This window comes from Rhizobium sp. NXC24, from assembly GCF_002944315.1.
In the GTDB taxonomy this organism is placed as follows: domain Bacteria; phylum Pseudomonadota; class Alphaproteobacteria; order Rhizobiales; family Rhizobiaceae; genus Rhizobium.
Window position 1 is genome coordinate 799,488 of sequence record NZ_CP024311.1, and the last position, 24,028, is coordinate 823,515.

The 24,028-nt window shown below is 60.3% G+C and carries 25 protein-coding genes; 15 read left to right on the forward strand and 10 right to left on the reverse strand.

All coding sequences use genetic code 11. From position 1 onward, the window contains the following. Positions 1-82 precede the first annotated feature (82 nt). On the forward strand, positions 83-712 hold the full coding sequence (locus NXC24_RS03915) for a DNA-3-methyladenine glycosylase I (protein ID WP_104822108.1): 630 nt from the start codon (positions 83-85) through the stop codon (positions 710-712). Continuing rightward, positions 709-1,245 (forward strand): hypothetical protein, encoded by a 537-nt coding sequence (locus tag NXC24_RS03920; RefSeq protein WP_104822109.1) that lies wholly within the window; start codon positions 709-711, stop codon positions 1,243-1,245. The genes NXC24_RS03915 and NXC24_RS03920 overlap by 4 nt, the downstream gene beginning before the upstream one ends. 17 nt (positions 1,246-1,262) lie before the next feature. Here NXC24_RS03920 and NXC24_RS03925 read toward each other — a convergent pair whose 3' ends face one another. Continuing rightward, complete coding sequence (locus tag NXC24_RS03925; RefSeq protein ID WP_104822110.1) at positions 1,263-1,967, reverse strand: HAD family hydrolase; 705 nt, start codon at positions 1,965-1,967, stop codon at positions 1,263-1,265. Positions 1,968-2,271: 304 nt separating this feature from the next. Here NXC24_RS03925 and NXC24_RS03930 point away from each other — a divergent pair, with 304 nt between their 5' ends. Then, on the forward strand, positions 2,272-3,321 hold the full coding sequence (locus NXC24_RS03930) for an aldo/keto reductase (protein ID WP_104822111.1): 1,050 nt from the start codon (positions 2,272-2,274) through the stop codon (positions 3,319-3,321). A gap of 45 nt (positions 3,322-3,366) precedes the next feature. On the opposite strand, the gene NXC24_RS03935 is transcribed toward NXC24_RS03930, so the two are convergent. Beyond that, entirely contained in the window at positions 3,367-4,392 is a 1,026-nt protein-coding gene (locus NXC24_RS03935; protein WP_104822112.1) for an NAD(P)-dependent alcohol dehydrogenase, read from the reverse strand. A 110-nt stretch (positions 4,393-4,502) separates the two neighbouring features. Between NXC24_RS03935 and NXC24_RS03940 the strand changes: the two genes are divergently transcribed. Beyond that, complete coding sequence (locus NXC24_RS03940; protein ID WP_104822113.1) at positions 4,503-5,405, forward strand: LysR family transcriptional regulator; 903 nt, start codon at positions 4,503-4,505, stop codon at positions 5,403-5,405. Continuing rightward, positions 5,406-5,681, forward strand: a complete 276-nt coding sequence (locus tag NXC24_RS03945; protein ID WP_104822114.1) for a LysR substrate-binding domain-containing protein — start codon at positions 5,406-5,408, stop codon at positions 5,679-5,681. Between the two features lie 57 nt (positions 5,682-5,738). Here the strand turns inward: NXC24_RS03945 and NXC24_RS03950 are convergent, their stop codons facing one another. Genes NXC24_RS03950 through NXC24_RS03960 form a run of 3 tightly spaced genes read right to left on the reverse strand, consistent with a single transcriptional unit; the run spans position 5,739 to position 6,825 of the window. Further along, the gene (locus NXC24_RS03950) at positions 5,739-6,287 is read right to left on the reverse strand and encodes a 2'-5' RNA ligase family protein (protein WP_104822115.1); all 549 of its coding nucleotides are present in this window, start codon (positions 6,285-6,287) and stop codon (positions 5,739-5,741) included. Between the two features lie 57 nt (positions 6,288-6,344). Beyond that, a complete protein-coding gene (locus NXC24_RS03955) occupies positions 6,345-6,614 on the reverse strand; it encodes a type II toxin-antitoxin system RelE/ParE family toxin (RefSeq protein ID WP_104822116.1) in 270 nt (89 codons plus the stop codon). Next, positions 6,598-6,825, reverse strand: coding sequence for a DUF6290 family protein (locus NXC24_RS03960; protein ID WP_104822117.1), 228 nt, complete (start codon positions 6,823-6,825; stop codon positions 6,598-6,600). Before NXC24_RS03960 ends, NXC24_RS03955 begins: the two co-directional genes overlap by 17 nt. Before the next feature lie 166 nt (positions 6,826-6,991). On the opposite strand from NXC24_RS03960, the gene hisS reads away from it, so the two are divergent. The 3 genes from hisS to hisG all read left to right on the forward strand — a co-directional run bounded on the left by hisS (position 6,992) and on the right by hisG (position 10,485). Beyond that, positions 6,992-8,515: a histidine--tRNA ligase gene (gene hisS, locus NXC24_RS03965; RefSeq protein ID WP_104822118.1), complete on the forward strand. Its 1,524-nt coding sequence runs from the start codon at positions 6,992-6,994 to the stop codon at positions 8,513-8,515. Positions 8,516-8,671: 156 nt separating this feature from the next. After that, on the forward strand, positions 8,672-9,790 hold the full coding sequence (locus tag NXC24_RS03970) for an ATP phosphoribosyltransferase regulatory subunit (RefSeq protein WP_104822119.1): 1,119 nt from the start codon (positions 8,672-8,674) through the stop codon (positions 9,788-9,790). Continuing rightward, the gene (hisG, locus tag NXC24_RS03975) at positions 9,790-10,485 is read left to right on the forward strand and encodes an ATP phosphoribosyltransferase (RefSeq protein WP_104822120.1); all 696 of its coding nucleotides are present in this window, start codon (positions 9,790-9,792) and stop codon (positions 10,483-10,485) included. The genes NXC24_RS03970 and hisG overlap by 1 nt, the downstream gene beginning before the upstream one ends. A gap of 80 nt (positions 10,486-10,565) precedes the next feature. Here the strand turns inward: hisG and NXC24_RS03980 are convergent, their stop codons facing one another. Then, complete coding sequence (locus tag NXC24_RS03980) at positions 10,566-11,009, reverse strand: DoxX family protein (protein ID WP_104822121.1); 444 nt, start codon at positions 11,007-11,009, stop codon at positions 10,566-10,568. Between the two features lie 214 nt (positions 11,010-11,223). Here NXC24_RS03980 and NXC24_RS03985 point away from each other — a divergent pair, with 214 nt between their 5' ends. Beyond that, positions 11,224-11,931 (forward strand): glutathione binding-like protein, encoded by a 708-nt coding sequence (locus tag NXC24_RS03985; protein WP_104822122.1) that lies wholly within the window; start codon positions 11,224-11,226, stop codon positions 11,929-11,931. Positions 11,932-11,995: 64 nt separating this feature from the next. Here the strand turns inward: NXC24_RS03985 and NXC24_RS03990 are convergent, their stop codons facing one another. The 3 genes from NXC24_RS03990 to groES form a co-directional block, all read right to left on the reverse strand. After that, positions 11,996-12,442 (reverse strand): hypothetical protein, encoded by a 447-nt coding sequence (locus NXC24_RS03990; RefSeq protein ID WP_199773562.1) that lies wholly within the window; start codon positions 12,440-12,442, stop codon positions 11,996-11,998. Positions 12,443-13,031: 589 nt separating this feature from the next. Then, on the reverse strand, positions 13,032-14,672 hold the full coding sequence (gene groL / locus NXC24_RS03995; protein WP_104822124.1) for a chaperonin GroEL: 1,641 nt from the start codon (positions 14,670-14,672) through the stop codon (positions 13,032-13,034). Positions 14,673-14,747: 75 nt separating this feature from the next. Further along, positions 14,748-15,044, reverse strand: a complete 297-nt coding sequence (gene groES, locus NXC24_RS04000; RefSeq protein ID WP_004109735.1) for a co-chaperone GroES — start codon at positions 15,042-15,044, stop codon at positions 14,748-14,750. A gap of 266 nt (positions 15,045-15,310) precedes the next feature. Here groES and NXC24_RS04005 point away from each other — a divergent pair, with 266 nt between their 5' ends. From NXC24_RS04005 to NXC24_RS04030, 6 genes are all read left to right on the forward strand, one after another. Further along, entirely contained in the window at positions 15,311-16,132 is an 822-nt protein-coding gene (locus NXC24_RS04005) for a sulfurtransferase/chromate resistance protein (RefSeq protein WP_104822125.1), read from the forward strand. Beyond that, the gene (chrA, locus tag NXC24_RS04010; RefSeq protein WP_199773520.1) at positions 16,129-17,565 is read left to right on the forward strand and encodes a chromate efflux transporter; all 1,437 of its coding nucleotides are present in this window, start codon (positions 16,129-16,131) and stop codon (positions 17,563-17,565) included. The genes NXC24_RS04005 and chrA overlap by 4 nt, the downstream gene beginning before the upstream one ends. Before the next feature lie 104 nt (positions 17,566-17,669). After that, the gene (locus NXC24_RS04015) at positions 17,670-18,518 is read left to right on the forward strand and encodes a TIGR01459 family HAD-type hydrolase (protein ID WP_104822127.1); all 849 of its coding nucleotides are present in this window, start codon (positions 17,670-17,672) and stop codon (positions 18,516-18,518) included. A 15-nt stretch (positions 18,519-18,533) separates the two neighbouring features. After that, positions 18,534-19,517, forward strand: coding sequence for a bifunctional riboflavin kinase/FAD synthetase (locus NXC24_RS04020; RefSeq protein ID WP_104822128.1), 984 nt, complete (start codon positions 18,534-18,536; stop codon positions 19,515-19,517). A gap of 317 nt (positions 19,518-19,834) precedes the next feature. Then, complete coding sequence (ileS, locus tag NXC24_RS04025; protein WP_104822129.1) at positions 19,835-22,717, forward strand: isoleucine--tRNA ligase; 2,883 nt, start codon at positions 19,835-19,837, stop codon at positions 22,715-22,717. Positions 22,718-22,851: 134 nt separating this feature from the next. Continuing rightward, entirely contained in the window at positions 22,852-23,487 is a 636-nt protein-coding gene (locus tag NXC24_RS04030) for a hypothetical protein (RefSeq protein ID WP_104822130.1), read from the forward strand. A 38-nt stretch (positions 23,488-23,525) separates the two neighbouring features. On the opposite strand, the gene NXC24_RS04035 is transcribed toward NXC24_RS04030, so the two are convergent. Then, on the reverse strand, positions 23,526-23,984 hold the full coding sequence (locus NXC24_RS04035) for a nucleoside deaminase (RefSeq protein ID WP_104822131.1): 459 nt from the start codon (positions 23,982-23,984) through the stop codon (positions 23,526-23,528). Between the last annotated feature and the right edge of the window lie 44 nt (positions 23,985-24,028).

The following is a 24,028-nucleotide window of genomic DNA, read 5'->3' on the forward strand; positions in this document are numbered from 1 at the left end:
GTATTTGATTGGCATGATCTTATCCGAGAGCTGCCCGCCAGTTTTCGGGATCGGGTTCTGAAATAGGGGACGAACTGCAACAATGGCCGGAACAGGCATCATCACCGGTGAGGATGGCAAGGACCGTTGCTTCTGGCACGGCAATCTGCCGGAGTATCAGCGTTATCATGATCAGGAATGGGGCCGGCCCGTCATCGACGACATCAGGCTTTTCGAAAAGATCTGCCTGGAGGGGTTTCAATCCGGCCTGTCATGGCTGACGATCCTGCGCAAGCGCGAGAATTTCCGCGCCGCATTTGCCGGTTTCGATTTCGAGAAGGTGGCCGATTTCGGTGAGGCCGATATCGAACGCTGCCTCGGCGATGCCGGCATCATTCGCCATCGCGGCAAGATCGTCTCCACCATCAACAACGCCCGCCGTGCGATTGAGCTGCGCCAGGAATTCGGCTCGCTCGCCCGATATTTCTGGAGCCACGAGCCATCAGCCGAAGAGCGGCCGGCCTTCGTCGATTATCCGACCCTCGTCGCCAATCCGACGACGCCGGTGTCGGTGCGCATCTCGAAGGATCTGAAGAAACGCGGCTGGACTTTCGTCGGCCCCACCACAGTCTATGCCTTCATGCAGGCCATGGGCCTTGTCAACGATCACATCGAAGGCTGCTATTGCCGGAAAGAGGTGGAGGCGATGCGCAGTGCATTGGTACGGCCATGAAACGCGTGATGCTTGCCTTTTCCTTGCTCGCGTTCGCCCTGCTCGGCGGTCAAGCCGCTTATGCGCAGGATACTCAGGACGATGACAGCACCCAGGGCGCTGAGCAGACACCGCTTCCGCAACTCGATCGCGGCGAAACCGTGGAAAAGCTCGGTTTCCCTGCCGTCGTGGAGAAATTGACGGGCTGGACGAAGTTTGGCAAAGGTAAGGTCTACACGCTGCCGCTCAAGAAGGGCCAGCACGTCCGCATCACCTTCAGCTCGAAGAGCAAATACGCCTATATGGCGATCTTCGATCTCTCCTCGAATGATGACGAATCCTTCTTCGGCACCGATGAGGATGGCATGGTCGCCGATGTTACCGTCAACGAGGACACGACCTGGCTGATCAAGCCCTATTACTCCCGCGTTACCCGCCGCCGCGGCCTCGGCGCACCCTACGAAATCCTCATCGATCCCAACCCGCCGGCCACACAACAATCGAACAAGCCGGCTGATCAGGCGCCCGTGTTGTTTCCACCGAAGGCAAAATAAGGGGTGGTGAAGGATGATTAGGACAGCCCCTCGATCACTCCATGTAATTCCCCAAGATGTCCGATCTTCCGAAATCTCGGCGCCTCGGTCGGTTCGTCGATGTGTTCGAAGGCCCAGGTAAGTTCGTGCGGCACGAAGACGCCGTAGCTGCCGGCGGCGAGCGCGGGCACGATGTCTGACTTCAGCGAATTGCCGACCATCATCGCCCGCTCCGGCCCGTCACCGACCTTGGAGAAAATACGGCGATAGGTGGAGGCATTCTTGTCGGAGACAATTTCGATGGCATCGAAGAGATCGCCGAGGCCCGATTGCGCAAGCTTGCGCTCCTGATCAAAAAGATCGCCTTTGGTGATCAGCACCAGCAGGTAATTGCCCGTCAGGGCTTCCAATGTCTCCCGCACATTGGGAAGTGTTTCGACGGGATGGGCGAGCAGAATGCGGCCGATGTCGAGAATTTGCGCGATCACTGCCGTCGGCACTTCGCCCTTGGTGATCTCGATCGCCGTCTCGATCATCGACAGCGTGAAACCTTTGATGCCGAAGCCGTAACGGTGCAGGTTGCGCTTTTCGGCTTCCAGCAGTTTTTGGGAAATATTCTCGCTCTCGGCATAGTCGGCAAGCAGTTCGATGAACTGCCGTTCCGTCAGACGATAGAATTGTTCGTTTTGCCAGAGCGTGTCGTCGGCATCGAAGCCGATCGTGGTCAAGGGTCGTTGCGTCATCGAAATTCTTGCTCTTGCCGATTAAATGGATGTGAGAGTCTATCGCGCGTCGAAATGGAGGCAAGAGTGAAGCGCTGGTAACTGCATCGTGATCGGTGCCGGGTATCGCGTTGAAATCGGATTCCGGTGCATTATGTCGATGTTGTCTTGATGACGGCGGCGCCAAGACCGCTCCTCGATGACCTTCTCCGGACCTCCCCAAGGCAGCGCGAATGAGCGGCTGTCATGCCGAGGTCAATAGCCAAGAGACAAGAATTCACCGGCCGGAAGCCGCCTTCCGGCGGATCACAAGGGATTTCTTCAAATGCGTTATAATCAACTCGGCAATACCGGCATGTTCGTCTCAGAACTTTGCCTGGGTACGATGACCTTCGGCGAAGCCAATCCTAACAGCACCTGGGGTGCCATCGCCGATGTCGATCAGGCGACGGCCGATAAGATCGTCGAAAGCTCGCTCGCTGCCGGCGTCAACTTCATCGACACCGCTGATGTCTATTCCGTCGGGAATTCGGAAAAGCTGCTCGGCCAGGCCCTGAAGAATGTCGGCGTGCCGCGCAAGGACGTCATCATCGCCACCAAGGTCTACGGTGTCATGGGTGACATGCCCAACGATCGCGGCGCGTCGCGCGGCCATATCATGGATTCGGTCCAAGCCAGCCTAGAGCGGCTGCAGACCGATCATATCGACCTCTACCAGATCCATGCCACGGATTCGGTGACGCCGATCGATGAGACCTTGCGTGCGCTCGATGATCTCGTTTCTCGCGGATTGGTGCGCTATGTCGGCGTATCCAACTGGCAGGCTTGGCGTATCGCCAAGGCGCTCGGCATTTCCGAACGCCGCGGCTTTGCCCGCTTCGAAACGGTGCAGGCCTATTACTCCATCGCCGGCCGCGATCTTGAGCGCGAAATCGTGCCGCTGATGGCTGAGGAGAAGCTTGGGCTGATGGTCTGGTCGCCGCTTGCCGGCGGTCTTCTTTCCGGAAAATATGGTCCGGGTGCACCCGGCAACGGCGAAGGACGCCGCGCCAGCTTCGACTTCCCGCCCGTCGATAAGGATCGCGCCTGGGCCTGCGTTGCCGCCATGCGCGAAGTGGCCGAAAAACACGGCGCGAGCGTCGCGACCGTGGCACTCGCCTGGATCCTGGCGAAACCCTTCGTCACCAGCATCATCATCGGCGCCAAGCGTCTCGACCAGCTCGACCAGAATCTGGCAGCGGTCAAGCTGAAGCTCGATGCAGACGATCTCGCCAAGCTGGACGAGGTCAGCGCGCTGGCTGCGGAATATCCCGGCTGGATGATCCCCCGCCAAGGCGCCGCCCGCCGGCCGCAGCCTTTTGAACCGAAGGCTTGATATCCTGCGAAGGCCGTGCCGCCCTTCGCGGCGGCCCGGCTGCTATCAAAGCTCGATGACGATCTTGCCGAAGGCACCGCGATCGAGATGATCGAAGGCCTCCGGAACCTCGCCGAAAGCATAGCGGTGGGCGATGACGGGCTTCAGGCCGATGCTGTCCACCGCACGTACGAAATCTTCAAGCGAGCGGCGATGGCCGACGCTGATGCCTTGCACGACGGGAGACTTCAAAAGCAGCGGCGCCGCCGGACCGGAAATGTCGAAGCCCTCCAGAACACCTATGACGGAAATACGGCCATGAGGCGTCACCGCCTTCAGCGACTGAGCGAAGTTCGGTCCGCCGGCGATTTCAATGATATGGTCGATGCCGCGATCGTCGGTAATGCGATAGACCTCCTCCACCCAATCGCTGGTATTGCGGTCGATGCCGTGATGGGCACCGAGCGCCTTTGCCCGTGCCAGCTTCTCCGGCCCTGATGAGGTCACGAACACCTCGGCTCCCTGGGCGGCGGCGATCTGCAGGCCGAACAGCGCCACGCCACCGGTTCCCTGCACCAGCACGCGATCGCCAGGCTTGATCTTGCCGCGTTCCACCAAGGCGAACCATGCCGTCAGACCGGCGCAAGGCAGTGTGCTTGCCTCGGCGTCATTGAGGCTCTTGGGCGCCGAGACGAGCCAGTCCTGCGGCACGGCGATATATTCGGAGAGAACGCCGGGATAGAAGCCGCCAAGCGTCTTATAAGGAGGATTGCGGGCATCGCCGAGCGGCTTGTCGTCGATCCAGCCCGGGTGGAAGGTCGAAATGACACGATCGCCGGTCGAAAATCTGGTGACATCGTCTCCCACCGCTTCGACGACGCCCGTCATGTCGGAAGCCGGCACGAAGGGAAATTGGATCGGCAGGCCCATGCCGGTCTCGCGAACGAGCTTGTCGCGATAGTTCAGCGAAACCGCCTTGACCCGCACGAGGACTTCGCCGCGGGCAGGCGTGGGAACCGCTGTTTCCGTGAGGTTCAAGGGGGCGCCGACGGCGATTGTCTCGAGGGTCCAGCGCTTCATAATCTTCGTCATCATGATCTCCTGTGAGGAATTGGAAGCAATGGAGCCACTATATCGTTGCCTCTTGATCGTCAGTCGCGATATAAATTCCGCTAACTGGTTCCTATGAGGAAGCAATCGTCATGAATGACATGCTCAACGGCATTCCGGAATTCGTGGAGGCAGTCGAAGCCGGCGGCTTTTCGGCGGCGGCGGCGCGCATGAATCTGTCGCGCTCGGCGATCGGCAAGGCCATCGCAAGACTGGAGAGGCGCCTGAACACTCGCCTGTTTCATCGCACCACGCGCATGCAGAGCCTGACAGATGAAGGCCAGGCTTTTTACGAGCGCTGCCGCCGGGCACTGGACGAGATACAGTCGGGCGAGGCCATGCTGGAATCGGGAAAGCGCGAGGTCACGGGGCGCCTGCGCATCTCCATGCCCGTCCTCTTCGGCCGCCGCTGTGCCGCGCCGCTGCTGCTGGAACTAGCCCGCATGCATCCCAAGCTCGAACTGGATCTCTCCTTCAGTGATCGGGTGGTCGATCTCTTTGAGGAGGGGTTCGATCTGGCCATTCGCAACGGCGTGCTGCGCGATGAAGCCGGCCTTGCCGCCCGCAAGGTCGCCCTTCATCGCATGACGCTCTGCGCGTCGCCGGATTATCTTGCCGCAAGAGGCGCGCCGCAGGCCATCGACGACCTCGCCGGCCATGACCTCATCGTCTATGCGAGATCGGGCGAAACGAAGAAATGGACCTTCCTGCAGGAGAACGGCACGGCCGTTGATTATTTTCCCGAAACGCGTCTGCGCTTCGATGATCTGGAGGTCCTTGCCGACGCGGCGGCGTCCGGGATGGGGATCGCGTGGCTGCCTTGCTGGCTGGTGCGTGACTACGTGGCTGCCGGCACGCTCACGCCGGCGCTGAAGAATGTTTCCAGTCGAGCCGTCAATGTCTACGCGGTTTGGCCGCAGGTGCCGCAGCTCTCGTTGAAGATGCGTGCGGTCATAGACCTCCTGGCGGCACGCCTGCCTGATATTATGAATTGAGTGCAGGCGGAAAAATCCGGCCGTTCCAGTCCGCTTGCGGTCAACGATGCCGAAGCTCTGCTTCAGGCTGCTGTTGCAGGATTAGGGCGCGCGCTCCTGCCGAAAATTCTGGCCGACAATGTCGATGGGCTTTGTCGCGTCGATAGCGGCGACAGAAACCCGCCGACGCGTGGGATATGGCTGCTCATACACGCCGAGCTTCGCCACCTCGTTCGCATCCGAGCCGTTTCCGATTGGTTGGATACTGTATTTCGCCGTACGCATCTCGAACAATGAAAGAAGCGGCATAGAGCCGCCTCCACTCTCTGACTTACTTGCCGTACTTGATTGGGCTCAAGGGCCCCCGGCAGCATAGCGAGGCGCCAGTTTGACCGCGCTCAGGATCTCGACGGGAGGATATCTCACGCAATCGGCAACATCGAACGTCACGGTAAACCTGGCCGGCGTTTCCGCAGCCCAGGTCAGCGCTGTTTCGGCCGATGCCATCGGGATTTTCATCGCGATCGTGCAATGAGGTTGCCAATGGTCGGGACGATAATGCTCATCACATAGGATAGGATCGATTTCTCGGTGAACAGCCTCGTGGGCGTGTCGCAAGGCGCTATCATCGACGGGACGCGCCCAAAGTACCAGCACGTCATGCCTGAAGTGCCGGATGCCTGAGAATTCCACGGACATTGCCGGAATCTCGTGAAAAGCCTTGCGAACGGCCTCGCAGAGACGGTCTGGCGAGATATCTTCGTAGATGGCAAAGGTCAGATGCGGAGGATAGTTCAGCCCTTGCATCGACGGCACGGTTTCAAAGGCGCTGGCCTGCCGCCAGAGATCGAGGACAGGCAACGCCGTATTGTTGGTGGATTTCAGGCTGATCGCATAGGGCATGGTTTCCACGTCCGGGTCGTCCGCTCAAATTCCCACGCACACCGCAGTAAGGGGCGCTCAACGATAGATGTCGCGACGGTTGCCGATTTCGACGACTAACACGACCAGCCGGCTATCCTGCAGATCGCAAATGATCCGATAGTCGCCAACCCGATAACGCCAATAGTTTCCGAGTTTTGCACCTTGCAAAGCGTCGCCGACCTGGCGCGGATCGTGCAGGCTCGGAAGACGCTCTTCCAGAAAGTCCCTTATTCTCCTGCGTGTCTTTGGGTCGAGTTTTTCAACGAATTTGCGAGCAGATCGGGCGTACTCAATCGTCCAGACCACGCCAGAACTCCTCGGAGCTTACGATCTCGTCTTCGCCCTTCTTAATCCGCTCCATGGCCCGCTCAGCCAAATACACGTCCTCCAGGTCCTGCAGATGTGCTTCAATCGCCTGCCGGATATAGTAGGTTGCTGTACGACCGGTGCGTTCGGCCAGAGCCTGTAGGCGCTCATAGGTCTCATCTGGCAAACGGATAGCTGTCTGCTTGCTCATTAAAGTTGGTCCCTGTAACAGTCGGGATGCGTGTATCCCAAATATAGATGCTTCAGGTCCGTCTGTCACTGTCAGTTTTGTCAGATGAGAACATACACAATCCTTGCCGCATCCCGCGCTATCCGCTAGTTAACCGCCACTGTTCCCGTACCGGATTATCCTGCAAATGAGCGATAAACAAAAGAAACCGCAGAAGCTCAAGGCCCGCTTGCCGCGTGGCTTTGTCGATCGTTCGGCGAGCGATATTCGCGCCGTCAACGAAATGACCGCCAAGATCCGGGCCGTGTATGAGCATTATGGTTTCGATCCCGTCGAAACGCCGCTGTTCGAATATACCGATGCGCTCGGCAAGTTCCTGCCCGATAGCGATCGTCCGAACGAGGGCGTATTCTCGCTTCAGGATGACGACGAGCAGTGGATGTCGCTGCGCTACGACCTGACGGCGCCGCTCGCCCGTCATGTCGCGGAGAATTTCAACGAAATCCAGCTTCCCTACCGCACCTATCGTGCCGGCTATGTCTTCCGCAACGAGAAGCCAGGCCCGGGCCGCTTCCGCCAGTTCATGCAGTTCGACGCCGATACGGTCGGCGCGCCGGGCGTGCAGGCCGATGCCGAAATGTGCATGATGATGGCCGACACGCTGGAGTCGCTTGGCATTAAGCGCGGCGACTATGTCGTCCGCGTCAACAACCGCAAGGTTCTGGATGGCGTGCTCGAGGCGATCGGTCTCGGCGGCGACGACAAGGCGGGCCAGCGGCTGAACGTGCTGCGCGCCATCGATAAGCTCGACAAGTTCGGGCCGGAAGGTGTTGCGCTGCTGCTCGGGCCGGGCCGCAAGGACGAGTCCGGCGATTTCACCAAGGGTGCCGGGCTGAACGCCGACCAAATCGAGAAGGTGCTCTTCTTCGTCGGTATCAAGGATTATGCCGAAAGTGCCGTCCGGCTTGCTGAGCTTGTCGCCGGCACGTCCAACGGCAGCGAAGGCGTCGAGGAGCTGAACCTGATCGGCTCGCTCGTCACCAGCGCCGGCTATCATTCCGATCGCATCAAGATCGATCCGTCCGTCGTGCGCGGCCTCGAATATTATACCGGCCCGGTCTACGAAGCCGAGCTCCTGTTCGACGTTACCAATGAAAAGGGCGAAAAGGTCGTCTTCGGCTCGGTTGGCGGCGGTGGCCGTTATGACGGACTCGTCTCACGTTTCATGGGGCAGCCGGTTCCGGCCACGGGCTTCTCCATCGGCGTCTCGCGCCTGATGACGGCCTTGAAGAATCTTGGCAAGCTCGGTCAGGACGAGGTGATCGCCCCCGTCCTGGTCACCGTCATGGACGGCGATGTCGAGGCGATGGGCCGCTATCAGCGGATGACGCAGCAATTGCGCGCCGCCGGTATCCGCGCCGAGATGTTTCAGGGCAATTGGAAGAAGTTCGGCAATCAGCTCAAATATGCCGATCGCCGCGGCTGCCCGATCGCCATCATTCAGGGCGGCGACGAGCGCGCGCAAGGTGTCGTGCAACTCAAGGATCTGATCGAGGGCAAGCGCCTCTCCGGCGAGATCGAGGACAATGCGAGCTGGCGCGAGGCCCGCGTCGCGCAGGAAACCGCGCCGGAAGCCGATCTGGTGACCAAGGTGCAGGAGATTTTGGCGGCGCAGGCGGAAGACCGCAAGAGGGCGGCCGGCAATGTCTGAGTGTGCGGCCTTGCCCCTCACCCTAGCCCTCTCCCCGCAGGCGGGGCGAGGGGACGACCTCTTGTGTCGCGCCCTGTCGATCTTCACGAGGTTGAAGGGCGATGGAAGATGCGTCTATTCCCTTCTCCCCGCCGGGGAGAAGGAGGAGGTACTCCCATGCCCCTGATCAACCTCCCAGATTTTGCCGGCGATCTCCTAGCCGAGTTCGGTGCCCGCGGAACGGAGCGGGTGGATACGCCGATCATCCAGCCGGCCGAGCCCTTTCTCGACATGGCGGGCGAAGACCTGCGCCGCCGTATCTTCATGACGGAGAACGAGACCGGTGCCAGCCTCTGCCTGCGTCCCGAATTCACCATTCCTGTCTGCCTGCGTCATATCGAGACCGCGACCGGTACGCCGAAGCGCTATTCCTATCTTGGCGAGATCTTCCGCCAGCGCCGCGAAGGCGGCAATGAATTCTATCAGGCGGGAATAGAAGATCTTGGCGACCGCGATATCGCCGGCGCCGACGCCCGCCTCATCGGTGATGCCATCGGCATTCTCAATCGGCTGGTGCCGGGCAGGGCGCTATCGGTGACGCTCGGCGATCAAGCCGTTTTCGAGGCCGTCGTGCAGGCGCTCGGTCTGCCCTCCGGCTGGCAGAAGCGCCTGGTGCATGCCTTCGGCAATATGACGCAGCTCCAAACGCTGCTGGCACGGCTCGCAAGCCCGCAGCCGGTCACTGGCCTTGATCCGCATGTGTTTGATTTTCTGACGCGCGGCGACGAGCAGGGGCTGGTCAAGCATATCGACAGCACCATGAAGGCGACCGGCTATTCCACCAATGCCAGCCGCTCGCCGCAGGAGATCGCCCGCCGTCTTCGCGAAAAGCTGGTTCTCTCGGAAACGCGGCTCGATGATGCCGCTTTCGGTGTCCTGGAGGAATTCCTGTCGCTCCGCCTGCCGCTCGCCGAGGCATCTTCCGCGCTGGCCGGCTTTGCCGATGCGGCCGGGCTGAAGCTCGGAACTGCGCTTGAGCGTTTCGATGCCCGCGTTGCGGCCCTTGCCAAGGCCGGCGTCAACGCTGCCCAGATCGAGTATCGCGCCGCCTTCGGCCGTCCGCTCGACTATTACACCGGCCTCGTCTTCGAGGTGATGGTGGAAGGATCGCCGGCAGTGCTCGCCGGCGGCGGCCGTTTTGACCGGCTGCTGACACTGCTCGGCGCCAAGGACCACATTCCGGCCGTCGGCTTCGCGCTCTGGCTCGACCGCATCGAAACCGCGAGGGCCGCCTGATGACCATCACCATAGCGCTTCCCTCCAAGGGCCGCATGAAGGACGATTGCTCGGCGGTCTTCGAGCGCGCCGGCATGCCCATCGTCGCCGTCGGCAATGATCGCTCCTATCGCGGCCGTGTCGAAGGCTGGGACGGCGTCGAGATCGCTTTCCTGTCGGCCTCGGAAATCTCGCGCGAGATCGGCAACGGCAGCGTCGATTTCGGCATTACCGGCGAAGATCTCGTGCGCGAAGGCATGGCGGAGGCCGATCGCCGTGTCGAATTCTGCGCAAGGCTTGGTTTTGGTCATGCCGATGTCGTCGTCGCGGTGCCGGATATCTGGCTCGATGTCGATACCATGGCTGATCTCGGCGACGTCGCCGCCGATTTCCGCGCCCGTCATGGTCGCAGGCTGACGGTCGCGACGAAATATTGGCGGCTGACGCAGCAGTTCTTCTCCAGCCAGCACGGCATCCAGCTCTATCGCATCGTCGAAAGCCTCGGCGCCACCGAAGGAGCACCCGCTTCCGGCTCGGCCGACATCATCGTCGACATCACCTCCACCGGCTCGACCTTGCGGGCGAACCATCTGAAGGTTCTGTCTGATGGGATCATCTTGCGCTCCGAGGCCTGCCTCGTCCGGGCGCGCAAGGAAAGCCATGAGAGCGATCCCTTGGTTCAGCGCATCATCGTCGCCGTACGCGGCGCGCTTTGATATTTGCCGATCTGTTTGACGATACAAAAAACCCGCCGGAAATTCCGGCGGGTTTTTGATGCTTGGGAGGCCTTGAGCGATCAGGCGGCTGCGTAGGCGCCGCGGCGTGCGTCGAGCGAATAGGCGCCCGGGCCATTGGTGGCGAGCATGATGTAGGCGCCAGCGAGCGTGACGTTCTTCAGGAAGTTGACGAAGTTCAGGCCGTTGATCCAGCCATTGGCGGCAGCCGGAAAGTCAGGAACGTTGACGGTCGGCAGGTGGAAGACAATGCCGGTGAAGACGCAGAACAGGGCGAGCAGCCAGCCGACGATGCGGATCTGGAAGCCGACGAGAACGCAGACGCCGGTCACGAATTCGAAGGCACCAGCGAGATAGGTGAGAAGCGTGGCGGCAGGCATGCCGGCGCCGGCAATCATGCCTGCGGTGCTTGACGGATCGGCAAGCTTGCCGAAGCCGGCGAAGATAAACATGAAGGCGAGCAGGATGCGCGCCACAAGGATGATGATGTTATTGGTGTTGGACATGACGGTCTCCTGTAAAGGTGGTGAGTGCCGCGAGCGACAATTTCTGAGACCCGTTATTCGCGATTTTAGTGCGATTGGAAAGATAAACAAGTGCGCACGATTAGTTCACAATTGTTGAACAATCTCCCTGCGGTCGACATCTTCCCATATGCTCCATATCGATTATGTTGGCGCGAATTCATTCGCCAAATCATGATTTTCAGAAGGAAGCCCCATGGCCGATCTGTCTTCATTTCCAATTACCAAGCGCTGGCCTGCCAGCAATTCGGATATTATCCAGCTCTACTCACTGCCGACGCCGAACGGCGTCAAGGTATCGATTGCGCTCGAAGAACTTGGCCTTCCCTATGAGCCACATCTGATTTCCTTTAGCACCAACGACCAGAAGTCGCCGGAATTCGTCTCGCTCAATCCCAACGGCCGCATTCCCGCGATCATCGATCCCAACGGCCCTGACGGTAAGCCGATCGGCCTGTTCGAATCGGGTGCCATCCTCGTCTATCTCGCCGAAAAGACAGGTAAGCTGATGCCCCGGGATGCGGCCGGGCGCTATGAAACATTGCAATGGGTGTTCTTCCAGATGGCCGGCATTGGCCCGATGTTCGGACAGTTCGGCCACTTCTTCAAATTCGCCGCCGACAAGGTCGCCAACAACGCCTATCCGGTCGAGCGATATCGTGATGAAAGCAAGCGCCTGTTGAGCGTCTTGGAAAGCCGCCTGCAGGGCCGCCAGTGGATCATGGGCGACGAATATACCATCGCCGACATTGCCACTTTTCCGTGGGTCCGGGGCGTCGATGTCTTTTACGGCGGCCGGGAAGTTCTCGATTTCGCAAGTTTCCCGGCGGTCACGGATTGGCTTGAACGCGCTATCGCTCGCCCGGCGAGCCAACGCGGGCTGAACATCCCGAAACGGGATTGATCGCGAGTATTTCCGCGCAAGATGCAAGGCCGGTCCGAAAGGATCGGCCTTTTGCGTTTAGGATCTACTGCCGGCTCGCCAACTGGCTGCCCGGCTCGAGCTTGAAACGCGGAAACAGGAAGACGCCCACCATGCTGCCGGCGTGTTTTCCTTCCGTGCCGATGGATTCGCCGACGCAGAAGATCGGTTGGCGGTGGCCCCCGACGCCGAGTGCGGTGGTGGAGTAGCAGAAGCTGGACGAGGCGGTTGCTGCCTGCTCGAACAGGTCGAGGATGCGGGCACGGTCATGGGCGTCGTAGCAATGCATCAGGCTCAACAGGCCGCATTCGGACGAAGTCAACCCGTGCAGCATCGTGCCCCATTGACCGAGCTTGATGATGCCGCTCGATAAATCACCGGTCCATCCCTCGGAGACACAGAACTGCGCCAGAAGATCAGGGTCATGTCCACTGAACTCCAATGACCCCGGAGCGAAAGGTGCAGCAAGATTGGCTTTGGCGATCTTGAACAAGATATTCCCCAGCTTGAGGCGCGGGTTCCCCTGCGCGCGCTTCAATCGAATTCCATGCCTTATTGATCAGAGCGTGGCTCCGTATATTGCACAGCTATGGATCGCGAAGGCATCCTCGCTGAACCCATCCCCCCGGGCGTGCTTCCGGATCGTCAATTGAATGCTTCAAGTCACTTCAAGTAATGATTCTACCTGAACTATCTATCCAAAAGGTTATGACGGTGCTTGCCCGCGGATAAGGTGGGCCGAAATCAAGTAAAATTTGTGTGCTCTGCAACAGTCCCCCCGAACGTCATTGCGCTGCGATTTATAGGAGCTTTTATAAAAACGGCAATGGGGCAATTTGCGTAAATTTGCGCAGTTACAAAATCTGTCGAACCTTGCGCGGCGGCAGGTTCATCATAAATGAAAAGGGCGACCCGAGGGCCGCCCTTCGTCAATTCCGGATGCCGGAACGAACAGTCGCAATAAGGCTGACGCCCTATCACATCATGTCCATGCCGCCACTTCAGGCCGCTTGGCGGCCTGAAGCATCAAAGATGCATGGGCGAAGCTTTATGGACATTCCTGTGATCGGGCTGACGCCCTATCACATCATGTCCATGCCGCCCATGCCGCCCATGCCGCCTGGCATGCCAGCCGGAGCGTCCTTCTTCGGCAGCTCGGCGATCATGGCTTCGGTGGTGATCAGCAGCGAAGCAACCGAAGCTGCGTCCTGCAGAGCCGTGCGAACGACCTTGACCGGGTCGACGATGCCCATGGAGATCATGTCGCCATAGACGCCCGTCTGAGCGTTGTAGCCCCAGTTGTCTTCGTTCTTGTCGAGGATCTTGCCGACAACGATGGAGGCTTCATCACCAGCGTTTTCAGCGATCTGGCGGCAAGGAGCCTGCAGAGCACGGCGGATGATGTTGATGCCGGCTTCCTGGTCGTCGTTTTCACCCTTTGCGGTGATCTTGACGGAGGAGCGCAGCAGAGCCGTGCCGCCGCCCGGTACGATGCCTTCCTGAACAGCAGCGCGCGTCGCGTTCAGAGCGTCGTCGATGCGGTCCTTCTTTTCCTTGACTTCGACTTCCGTCGAGCCGCCGACGCGGATGACGGCAACGCCGCCAGCGAGCTTGGCAAGACGTTCCTGCAGCTTTTCGCGGTCGTAGTCGGAGGTGGTTTCTTCGATCTGGGCCTTGATCTGGGCAACGCGGCCTTCGATGTCGGACTTAGCGCCCGAACCGTCGACGATCGTGGTGTTTTCCTTGGAGATCGAAACCTTCTTGGCGCGGCCGAGCATGTCGAGGGTGACAGATTCGAGCTTGATGCCGAGGTCTTCGGAGATGACAGTGCCGCCCGTCAGGATGGCGATGTCTTCCAGCATGGCCTTGCGGCGATCGCCGAAGCCCGGAGCCTTGACGGCAGCGATCTTCAGACCACCGCGCAGCTTGTTGACGACGAGCGTAGCAAGAGCTTCGCCTTCGACGTCTTCAGCGATGATGAGGAGCGGCTTGCCGGTCTGCACGACAGCTTCGAGAACCGGAAGCATGGCCTGCAGGTTCGAGAGCTTCTTCTCGTGCAGGAGGATGAACGCGTCTTCGAGGTCGGCGATCATCTTTTCCGGGTTGGTCACGAAGTAGGGGCTGAGGTAGCCGCGGTCGAACTGCATGCCTTCGACGACTTCGAGTTCGGTTTCGGCGGTCTTGGCTTCTTCAACCGTGATGACGCCTTCGTTGCCGACCTTCTGCATGGCTTCAGCAATATCGAGACCGATCTGCTTTTCGCCGTTTGCGGAGATCGTGCCGACCTGTGCGACTTCTTCCGAGGTGTTGATCTTCTTGGCCTTGGCCTGGAGATCCTTGACGACTTCAGCAACGGCGAGATCGATGCCGCGCTTCAGGTCCATCGGGTTCATGCCGGCTGCAACGGCCTTGGCGCCTTCGCGAACGATGGCCTGGGCGAGAACGGTTGCGGTCGTGGTGCCGTCGCCGGCGATGTCGTTGGTCTTCGAAGCAACTTCGCGGACCATCTGTGCGCCCATGTTTTCGAACTTGTCTTCGAGTTCGATTTCCTTGGCGACGGTGACGCCGTCCTTGGTGATGCGCGGAGCGCCGAAGGACTTGTCGATAACGACGTTACGACCCTTCGGGCCGAGCGTGACCTTCACTGCGTCAGCGAGGATGTCGACGCCACGAAGCATCTTTTCGCGGGCGCTGCGGCCGAATTTTACTTCTTTAGCTGCCATGTTTGAAACTCCTGAATTCGCGTTGTCCGGGTTTATGGCCCGTCAGCTTTATCGGAAAAGGGGAAATCGGCTGGATTAGCCGATGATGCCCATGATGTCGGCTTCCTTCATGATCAGAAGGTCTTCGCCGTTGAGCTTGACTTCGGTGCCGGACCACTTGCCGAACAGAACGCGATCGCCAACCTTGACGTCGAGTGCTACGACCTTGCCGGATTCATCACGGGCGCCAGAACCGACGGCGACGATTTCGCCTTCCTGCGGCTTTTCCTTGGCGGTGTCCGGAATGATGATGCCACCCTTGGTCTTTTCTTCCGACTCGACGCGACGAACGACGACACGGTCATGAAGGGGGCGGAAATTGGTGCTTGCCATTGTCTAATCCCTCGATCAAATGACATTCACGGATCAGCGGGGATCCGTATGGGGCTTTGTTAGCACTCTGCCTCAGCGAGTGCTAGCGGACGGTGATTTAGGATTGGGCGCTAAACGAGTCAAGAATGTGTCCGTGAATTTTTTCGGACAGCTCTTCGTTGACTCGCCGCAGCTTTTGCCGGAAAATCTTCAATATGGGGTTTGCGAATACCCCACGAGGCGTCATGCCGGAGTTTCGCGTCCATCTCTTTTGGAAGGGACGTAACATGACTTCGTTCAACGCCATCACTCCCGAAAAGCTTCTTCGTCTGCTGGGTACGCCGAAAGCGCCCGCAATACTCGATGTTCGAGACGCCGATGATTTTGAGGCCGATCCTTATCTGCTGCCGGCCTCGCGACGTCGGGATCATGAGAACGTTCAGGCTTGGGCCGCCGAATTTCGCGGCCGCAATGTTGTCTGCCTCTGTCAGCATGGCGGCAAGCTCAGCGAAGGCGTCGCCGCCTGGCTGCGGCTGGCCGGTGCTGCGGCGGAAATCCTCGATGGTGGCCTCGATGCCTGGCGGGCGGCGGGATTGCCGCTGATCCCGGTTTCGATTCTGCCTGGAGCCAATGCGTCGGGTGCGACCGTGTGGGTGACCCGCGCCCGGCCGAAGATCGATCGCATCGCCTGCCCCTGGCTGATCCGCCGCTTCGTCGATCCCGGCGCGTCGTTTCTCTTTGTCACGCCTCAGGAAGTCGACGGCGTCGCCCAACGTTTCGGCGCGACGCCCTTCGACGTGGAAGGGGTATTTTGGAGCCATCGCGACGAGGAATGCACTTTCGATACGATGGTAAAGGAATTCCGGCTCGAACTCCCGGCGCTTCATCATCTTTCCCGCATCGTCAGGGGCGCCGATACCAACAGGCTCGACCTCGAACCGCAGGCGGCCGGCTTGCTTGCCGTCTCGCTCGGATTGTCGCGCATGTATGCTGACGATATTGAACAGTTGGATGCAGGGATGTTGTGTTATGACGCGCTTTATCGCTGGGCGCGCGACGCGACGCAGGAAAAGCATGACTGGGTATCGCATGGAGCAAAAAAATCGTGAGTGAAACCGTTTTGGTTGACGATCTCGCCGCGACCCCATCCCTTAGTGAGGCCACGCGTGTATGGGCGCGCGTTGGCGTATTAAGCTTCGGAGGCCCGGCCGGGCAAATCGCGTTGATGCATCGCATTCTGGTCGATGAGAAGCGTTGGATCGATGAAGAGCGCTTTCTGCATGCACTGAGCTATTGCATGCTGCTGCCGGGACCGGAGGCGCAGCAGCTCGCCACCTATATCGGCTGGCTGCTGCATGGCATCCGTGGCGGCCTGATCGCGGGGCTTCTGTTCATCGTGCCGGGCTTCGCCGTTATCCTGGCGCTATCGGCCTTCTACGCCCTGTTTCACGATACCACCCTGCTTGCGACGGTCTTTTTTGGCATTAAGGCCGGTGTGCTGGCGATCGTGCTGCAGGCGCTGATCCGGCTGAGCGGCCGGGCGCTGAGAACCCGCTTTCATATTGCAGTCGCGATCGCAAGCTTCACTCTGCTTTTCGTCTTCGATCTGCCATTTCCGCTGGTGGTGCTTTTGGCCGGCCTCTCGGGTTATGGCCGGGTTCTCTATCGCGCTTATCATGATGATCACTGGCGGCCGCGACTGCCTCGGCTTGCCATTACCAATATCGGCATCGGAGCGCTGCGAAGTGGCCGCCTGCGGACCGCTGCGGTCACGCTCTTATGCTGGCTGGCGATCTGGCAGGCGCCGCTGTTGCTGATCCATGTCATAAATGGACCCAAGGATATTGTCGCCGAAACGCTAAGTGGCGGCACAAATGTCTTCGGCGCCATCTTCTCCTTCTTCTCCCGCATGGCAGTGGTTACCTTTGGCGGCGCCTATGCCGTGCTTGCCTATGTCGCGCAGACCGCTGTCCAGCATTACGCCTGGCTGCGGCCGGGCGAGATGCTGGATGGTCTGGCGCTGGCGGAGACGACGCCAGGACCGCTAGTATTGGTCCTCTGTTTCGTCGGCTTCATGGCCGGCTTCCGCAATCCCTTCGGCTTCGATCCGTTGACGGCAGGGTTCCTCGGCGCCAGCCTCGCGGCGTGGGCGACGTTCGCACCGAGCTTTCTTTTCATTTTCGCCGGCGCCCCTTTCATCGAGCGTCTGCGCGGTCACGCCGGTCTGTCGGCGGCTCTTGCCGCGATAACGGCTGCGATCGTCGGCGTCATGGCCAATCTGTCGGTTTGGTTTGGCCTGCATGTGCTCTTCGCCGATACCGGGCGGCTCGTTCTTTTGAGCCACCGCGTCAAGATTCAGGGTGGGGACTATGCCAACGTTCCGATCGCCGGCATTGCCTGGCCGGTCTGGACTACGCTTGATGTTTCCGCGCTGCTGCTTTTCATTCTCGCCACTGTGCTCGTCTTCCGTCATCGGGCAGGGGTGGCAACCGTACTCGGCATATCTGCCTTGGCCGGTTGCCTGCTGCGCTTCGCCGGATGAATCGGAAGCGGTCTATGTGCGGTGCAAAAACCTGCGCTCCGCTCTTGTAATTTGCCGGCCGGTTTGCAATGTCAGCCCGTGATTTCTTTGACCACGAGGACTGCATGGGCAAGCGTATCGAAAGCTTCCGCGAGATCGGCAAACTTTATGATGTCGCGCTCTGTGATGTCTGGGGCGTGCTGCACAACGGCGTGTCGGTATATGAGGACGCGCCGGTTGCGCTGGAAGCTGCGCGCGGCGAAGGGCTGACCGTCGTCCTCATCACCAATTCTCCCCGCGTGGCGCCGAAAGTGGTCGAGCAATTGCGCCAGATCGGCGTTCCCGACAGCGCCTATGACCGCATCGTTACCTCCGGCGACGTGACCCGCCGCCTGATTGCCGAGGGTCCAAAAAAGGTATTTCTGCTCGGTCCCGAGCGCGATATCGCCATTATCGAAGGGCTGGATGTAGAACGCGTCGAAGCCGATGAGGCCGAATGCATCGTCTGCACCGGCTTCTTCGATGACGAAACCGAGACCCCCGACGATTATACCGACATGCTGAAAGCCTGGTCGGCCCGCAACGTGCCGCTGATCTGCGCCAATCCCGATCTCGTCGTTGAGCGTGGCCACCGCATGATCCCCTGCGCCGGCGCCATGGCCGCTTATTACGATCGGCTCGGCGGCGAGACGCGTATTGCCGGCAAGCCGCATCAGCCGATCTACGATGCCTCGATCGCAGCGGCCCGCGAAGCGCGCGGCGAATTCCCGATGTCGCGTGTTGTCGCGATCGGTGACGGCATGCCGACCGATGTGCGCGGCGCGCTCGATTACGGCCTCGATCTTCTTTATATAAGCCATGGTATCCATGCCCGCGAATATGTCGTCGACGGTCACACCGACGAGGCAGCGCTTGGCGCCTTCCTGGCGCGCGAACAGGCGTCGCCGAAGTGGTGGATGCCGCGCCTTGTCTGAGGAGAGTGGTAGCCGATGACCGTCTTCCATCGCAATGAGACCCGCGAACCGCTGCCGGACAATCTGAAAGGCGGCGTCATTGCCATCGGTAATTTCGACGGCGTGCATCGCGGCCATCAATCCGTGCTCGATCGCGCGCTGGAGATCGCCCGGGAGCGCGGCGTGCCGGCGCTGGTCCTGACCTTCGAGCCGCATCCGCGGACCGTCTTCAGGCCCGATCAGCCGGTTTTCCGCCTGACGCCGGCGCCGCTGAAGGCGCGACTCCTCGAGGCGATCGGCTTCAACGCCGTCATTGAATATCCTTTCGACCGGGCCTTTTCGCAGCGTTCCGCCGATGAATTCGTCCATTCGATTCTGATCGACTGGCTGCATGCTTCCGAAGTGGTCACCGGCTTCGATTTCCATTTCGGCCATGATCGCCAGGGCGGTCCGGCCTTCCTGATGAATGCCGGCAGCAAGAACGGCTTCGGCGTGACGCTGATCGACGCCTTTCGCGATGAAAATGCCGAAGTGGTGTCATCAAGCCGCATCCGGACGTTGCTGGTGGAAGGCGAGGTCGCGGAGGCTGCAGGTCTGCTCGGCTATCGCTATACGGTCGAGGCAGAGGTCATTGGCGGCGAAAAACTCGGCCGCTCGCTGGGCTTCCCAACCGCCAATATGCGGCTGCCACCGGAAGCGGAGCTGAAGGCTGGTATCTATGCCGTGCGCTTTCGCGCCGCCGATGGCGTCATTCGCGATGGTGTCGCCAGCTATGGCCGGCGCCCGACGGTGACCGACAACGGGGCGCCGCTGCTCGAAACCTTCGTTTTCGACTTCAGCGGCGATCTCTATGGTCAGATCTGTTCCGTCTCTTTCTTCGGTTATCTCCGGCCCGAACTGAAGTTCGACGGCCTCGACCCGCTGGTGGCGCAGATCAGGAAGGATGAGGAGGAGGCGAGGGCGCTGCTCGCCGGCGTCCGCCCGCTCGGGGATATCGACCGGTTCATCGCCTTTTCTTGATTGTCACGCGGCACGGGCCTGATTGGGCGGGCTCCGATTGGCCGCGGGTGGAAGCATCAGCGGCTTTCTATGCCCTGCGGCGGCTGATCCCTCTTTCTTTCCATGCAAAAAACGCCTATGAACCGCCAACCATGACCCAATTTCGGCTGAGCCTATCGATACGAATTATTGGCCCGGCCTTCCGCGCGCTTTAAGCGGCCGGAAGGTCCGGGTTTTGGGCGCCTGTTCCCGAGGCGCTTTCCGCCGCCGAAAAATCCCCATATGGCTGCGCCTTTCCGGCGCGAAACGCCCGAGACGCCGAGGCAATTGTCAGAACAATGACCGATACCGCTGAAAAGATCGACTATTCGAAAACCCTTTACCTGCCCGAGACCGACTTCCCGATGCGCGCCGGCCTGCCGCAGAAGGAGCCGGAGCTCGTCAAGCGCTGGCAGGAAATGAACCTCTACAAGAAGCTGCGCGCTTCCGCCGCCGGCCGCGAAAAATTCGTGCTGCATGACGGTCCGCCCTATGCCAACGGCAACATCCATATCGGCCACGCGCTGAACAAGATCCTTAAGGACGTCATCACCCGCTCGTTCCAGATGCGCGGCTATGATAGCAATTATGTTCCGGGTTGGGACTGCCACGGTCTGCCGATCGAATGGAAGATCGAGGAAAAATACCGCGAGAAGGGCAAGAACAAGGACGAAGTCCCGGTCAACGAATTCCGCCAGGAATGCCGTGACTTCGCCTCAGGCTGGATCAAGATCCAGTCCGAGGAATTCCGCCGTCTCGGCATCGTCGGTGATTTCGACAATCCCTATCTGACGATGAACTTCCACGCCGAATCCCGCATCGCCGGCGAGCTCTTGAAGATCGCCCGCAGCGGTCAGCTCTATCGCGGCTCCAAGCCGATCATGTGGTCGGTGGTCGAGCGTACGGCACTGGCGGAAGCCGAAGTCGAATATGCCGATGTCGAGAGCGATACGATCTGGGTGAAGTTCCCGGTCGTCGAAGGTCCGGCGGCGCTCGCCGATGCCTTCGTCGTCATCTGGACCACGACGCCCTGGACGATCCCCGGCAACCGGGCGATCTCCTATTCGTCGCGGGTTTCCTACGGCCTGTACGAGGTGACGGAAGCCGCCAATGATTTCGGTCCGCGCCCAGGCGAAAAGCTGATCTTTGCCGACAAGCTTGCCGAGGAATCCTTCGCCAAGGCGAAGCTGCAGTTCAAGCGCCTGCGCGATGTGACCGCTGATGAGCTTGGTGCGAGCATCTGCGCCCATCCGTTGGCGTCGCTCGGCTACGACTTCAAGGTTCCGTTGCTCGATGGCGATCATGTGACCGACGATGCCGGTACCGGCTTCGTGCACACCGCCCCAAGCCATGGCCGCGAGGACTTCGACGCCTGGACGAGCCATGCCCGCCAGATTGAAGCGCGTGGGATCTCCTCCCGCATCCCGTTCCCGGTCGATGATGCCGGCTTCTACACGGCCGACGCCCCCGGCTTCGACGGCGGCCGCGTCATGGACGACAACGGCAAGAAGGGCAATGCCAACGATCTGGTCATCAAGGCACTGATCGAGACGAACACGCTCTTTGCGCGCGGACGGCTGAAGCATTCCTATCCGCATTCCTGGCGCTCGAAGAAGCCGGTCATCTTCCGCAACACGCCGCAATGGTTCGTCTATATGGACAAGGACCTTGCTGACGGCACGACGCTGCGTTCGCGCGCCCTGAAAGCGATCGACGATACGCGTTTCGTGCCCGCCGCGGGCCAGAACCGCTTGCGCGCCATGATCGAGCAGCGGCCGGACTGGGTTCTGTCGCGCCAGCGCGCCTGGGGCGTGCCGATCTGCATCTTCGTCGATGACGAGGGCCAAATCCTGCAAGACGAGGGCGTCGATGCCCGCATCCTCGATGCTTTCGAAAAGGAAGGCGCCGATGCCTGGTTCGCCGAAGGCGCGCGCGAGCGCTTCCTCGGCGAAAAGGCCAACGAGCCCTGGACGCAGGTCATGGACATCCTCGACGTCTGGTTCGACTCGGGCTCGACCCATACCTTCACGCTGGAAGACCGTCCGGACCTGAAATGGCCGGCGGACCTTTATCTGGAAGGCTCGGACCAGCATCGCGGCTGGTTCCATTCGTCGCTGCTCGAAAGCGCCGCGACGCGCGGCCGCGCGCCTTACGATACCGTTCTTACCCATGGTTTCACCATGGACGAGAAGGGCGAGAAGATGTCGAAGTCCAAGGGCAATGTCACCTCGCCGCAGGAGGTGATGAAGGACGCCGGCGCCGACATCCTGCGTCTATGGGTCATGACGTCGGATTATGCCGAGGATCTGCGCGTCGGCAAGACGATCATCCAGACCAATATTGATGCCTATCGCAAGCTGCGCAACACCATCCGCTGGATGCTCGGCACGCTCGCGCATGACAAGGGCGAGGTGATCGCCCGTGCCGAGATGCCGGAGCTCGAGCAGCTCATGCTGCACCGTCTTGCGGAACTCGATGAGCTCGTGCGCGAAAGCTATGATGCCTTCGACTTCAAGCGGATCGCCCGCGCCCTCATCGATTTCTCGAATGTCGAGCTTTCGGCTTTCTATTTCGATGTCCGCAAGGATGCGCTTTATTGCGATGCGCCGTCGAGCCTGCGCCGCCGCGCAGCGCTTGCCGTCATCCGCACGATCTTCGATTGCATGGTGACTTGGCTGGCGCCGATGCTGCCGTTCACGACGGAAGAAGCATGGCTGTCGCGTAATCCACAGGCGGTCTCGGTGCATCTCGAACAGTTCGTCACCGTTCCCGGCGAATGGAAGAACGAGGCGCTGGCCGAGAAGTGGAGAAAGATCCGCGCAGTGCGCAGCGTCGTCACCGGAGCTCTCGAAATCGAGCGCAAGGACAAGCGCATCGGCTCCTCGCTGGAAGCCGCGCCCGTCGTCTATATCGCCGATCCGGAGCTACTGAAGGTGCTGGAAGGACAGGATTTCTCGGAAATCTGCATCACCTCCGATATCGCCATCAATGGCGGCGAAGGCCCCGCCGATGCCTTCCGCCTGGATGATGCCGCCAAGGTAAGTGTCGTGCCGAAGCTGGCCGAAGGCCGCAAGTGCGCCCGCTCCTGGCGCATCACCACCGATGTCGGTTCCGATCCGGAATATCCCGACGTCTCTGCGCGTGATGCGGCCGCTCTGCGCGAATTGATGGCTGTCAACTGAAGAAAATTACCGGGTGAATTGCCTTTGAGGCGTTCATCCGGTAAAAGCTGCCTGAAAATGGCCCGATTTTTGCGGCAGTTGCCGTGAAATGGGGTTCTGCGATAGTTGCACCGGCGTAGCTGGGAAGGGTATTCATGAGAGCGATACATAGGATTCGTGTCGGCGTCAGCTTGGCGGCACTCGTGATTGGCTGCGGTCTGATGTCCGGCTGCATGAGCGGCCCGCGCTACGGCACGGACAAGACCGCCGGCGAACAGCTCTTCGATGATATCAGCGACATCGCATCCGTTTCGGCGGCCACGCCGAAGGACAAGGGCGTAAAATATCCGAACCGCCCGGGCCTGGTGCTTCCGGCCCAGAACGACAGGGAAAACCTGACCTCGCCGCAGCAGTCGCTGGCCAGCAAGGATAATCCGGCCTGGCTGGAATCGCCGGAAGATTCGCGCAAGCGCCTGGCGGAGGAAGCCGATCAGAACAAGAACAATGTTAACTATCGCTCTCCGCTCGCTCAGGCCGACAGTGGCCGCAACCGCGTGAGCGAAGCGCAGCAGACCGCCGCCTATCGGGCCGCGCGCCAGGATCAGGACGGCACCTATATCGATCAGCGCCGCTACCTGATCGATCCGCCGCAGCAATACCGCCAGGTCTCCGACGAGGCTGCTCTCAACGATCTCGGCACCCCCGAGAGCAAGAAGGAAAAGCAGCGCAAGAAGGACGCCGAGGCCGCTCAGCAGTCCAGCAACAGCAGTTGGTGGAAGCCTTTCCAATAAGTCTTTCTAGCTGAAGCGGCGGTTAAATCAGCCGCTTTTTAGTCTTCCACGCGTTTTTGTTGGAAGAATTCCCTGAGAATATCGGCCGCATCCCGCTCGGCCATGCCCGAATAGACTTCCGGCGCGTGATGACAGGTTGGCTGGCGATAGAAGCGCACGCCGTTGTCGACGCCGCCGCCTTTCGGATCTTCCGCGCCGTAATAAAGGCGGCGGATGCGGGCAAACGAGATGGCGGCCGCGCACATGGTACACGGCTCCAGCGTTACATAGAGATCTGCACCCGTCAGCCGCTCTTGGCCGAGTGCCTCGCAGGCCATGCGGATCACGGCGATTTCGGCATGCGCGGTGACGTCGTTGAGCTCTCGGGTGCGGTTGCCGGCCTTGGCGACAACGGCATTGTCGACCACGAGGACGGCTCCGATAGGCACTTCACCGCGCGCGCCGGCGCTTCGCGCTTCGGCGAGCGCCAGCTCCATGAAGTGATTTGTATTCACCATTTAAGATTTTCCACTTAACCGCGGGGGCGTGACCTGATAGGAAC

What these genes read in the sequence shown, in the direction of transcription:
- NXC24_RS03915 (WP_104822108.1), top strand. Translation starts at nt 83, where the DNA reads ATGGCCGGAACAGGCATCATCACCGGTGAGGATGGCAAGGACCGTTGC.
- NXC24_RS03920 (WP_104822109.1), top strand. Translation starts at nt 709, where the DNA reads ATGAAACGCGTGATGCTTGCCTTTTCCTTGCTCGCGTTCGCCCTGCTC.
- NXC24_RS03925 (WP_104822110.1), bottom strand. Translation starts at nt 1,967, where the DNA reads ATGACGCAACGACCCTTGACCACGATCGGCTTCGATGCCGACGACACG.
- NXC24_RS03930 (WP_104822111.1), top strand. Translation starts at nt 2,272, where the DNA reads ATGCGTTATAATCAACTCGGCAATACCGGCATGTTCGTCTCAGAACTT.
- NXC24_RS03935 (WP_104822112.1), bottom strand. Translation starts at nt 4,392, where the DNA reads ATGACGAAGATTATGAAGCGCTGGACCCTCGAGACAATCGCCGTCGGC.
- NXC24_RS03940 (WP_104822113.1), top strand. Translation starts at nt 4,503, where the DNA reads ATGAATGACATGCTCAACGGCATTCCGGAATTCGTGGAGGCAGTCGAA.
- NXC24_RS03950 (WP_104822115.1), bottom strand. Translation starts at nt 6,287, where the DNA reads ATGCCCTATGCGATCAGCCTGAAATCCACCAACAATACGGCGTTGCCT.
- NXC24_RS03960 (WP_104822117.1), bottom strand. Translation starts at nt 6,825, where the DNA reads ATGAGCAAGCAGACAGCTATCCGTTTGCCAGATGAGACCTATGAGCGC.
- hisS (WP_104822118.1), top strand. Translation starts at nt 6,992, where the DNA reads ATGAGCGATAAACAAAAGAAACCGCAGAAGCTCAAGGCCCGCTTGCCG.
- NXC24_RS03970 (WP_104822119.1), top strand. Translation starts at nt 8,672, where the DNA reads ATGCCCCTGATCAACCTCCCAGATTTTGCCGGCGATCTCCTAGCCGAG.
- hisG (WP_104822120.1), top strand. Translation starts at nt 9,790, where the DNA reads ATGACCATCACCATAGCGCTTCCCTCCAAGGGCCGCATGAAGGACGAT.
- NXC24_RS03980 (WP_104822121.1), bottom strand. Translation starts at nt 11,009, where the DNA reads ATGTCCAACACCAATAACATCATCATCCTTGTGGCGCGCATCCTGCTC.
- NXC24_RS03985 (WP_104822122.1), top strand. Translation starts at nt 11,224, where the DNA reads ATGGCCGATCTGTCTTCATTTCCAATTACCAAGCGCTGGCCTGCCAGC.
- groL (WP_104822124.1), bottom strand. Translation starts at nt 14,672, where the DNA reads ATGGCAGCTAAAGAAGTAAAATTCGGCCGCAGCGCCCGCGAAAAGATG.
- groES (WP_004109735.1), bottom strand. Translation starts at nt 15,044, where the DNA reads ATGGCAAGCACCAATTTCCGCCCCCTTCATGACCGTGTCGTCGTTCGT.
- NXC24_RS04005 (WP_104822125.1), top strand. Translation starts at nt 15,311, where the DNA reads ATGACTTCGTTCAACGCCATCACTCCCGAAAAGCTTCTTCGTCTGCTG.
- NXC24_RS04015 (WP_104822127.1), top strand. Translation starts at nt 17,670, where the DNA reads ATGGGCAAGCGTATCGAAAGCTTCCGCGAGATCGGCAAACTTTATGAT.
- NXC24_RS04020 (WP_104822128.1), top strand. Translation starts at nt 18,534, where the DNA reads ATGACCGTCTTCCATCGCAATGAGACCCGCGAACCGCTGCCGGACAAT.
- ileS (WP_104822129.1), top strand. Translation starts at nt 19,835, where the DNA reads ATGACCGATACCGCTGAAAAGATCGACTATTCGAAAACCCTTTACCTG.
- NXC24_RS04030 (WP_104822130.1), top strand. Translation starts at nt 22,852, where the DNA reads ATGAGAGCGATACATAGGATTCGTGTCGGCGTCAGCTTGGCGGCACTC.
- NXC24_RS04035 (WP_104822131.1), bottom strand. Translation starts at nt 23,984, where the DNA reads ATGGTGAATACAAATCACTTCATGGAGCTGGCGCTCGCCGAAGCGCGA.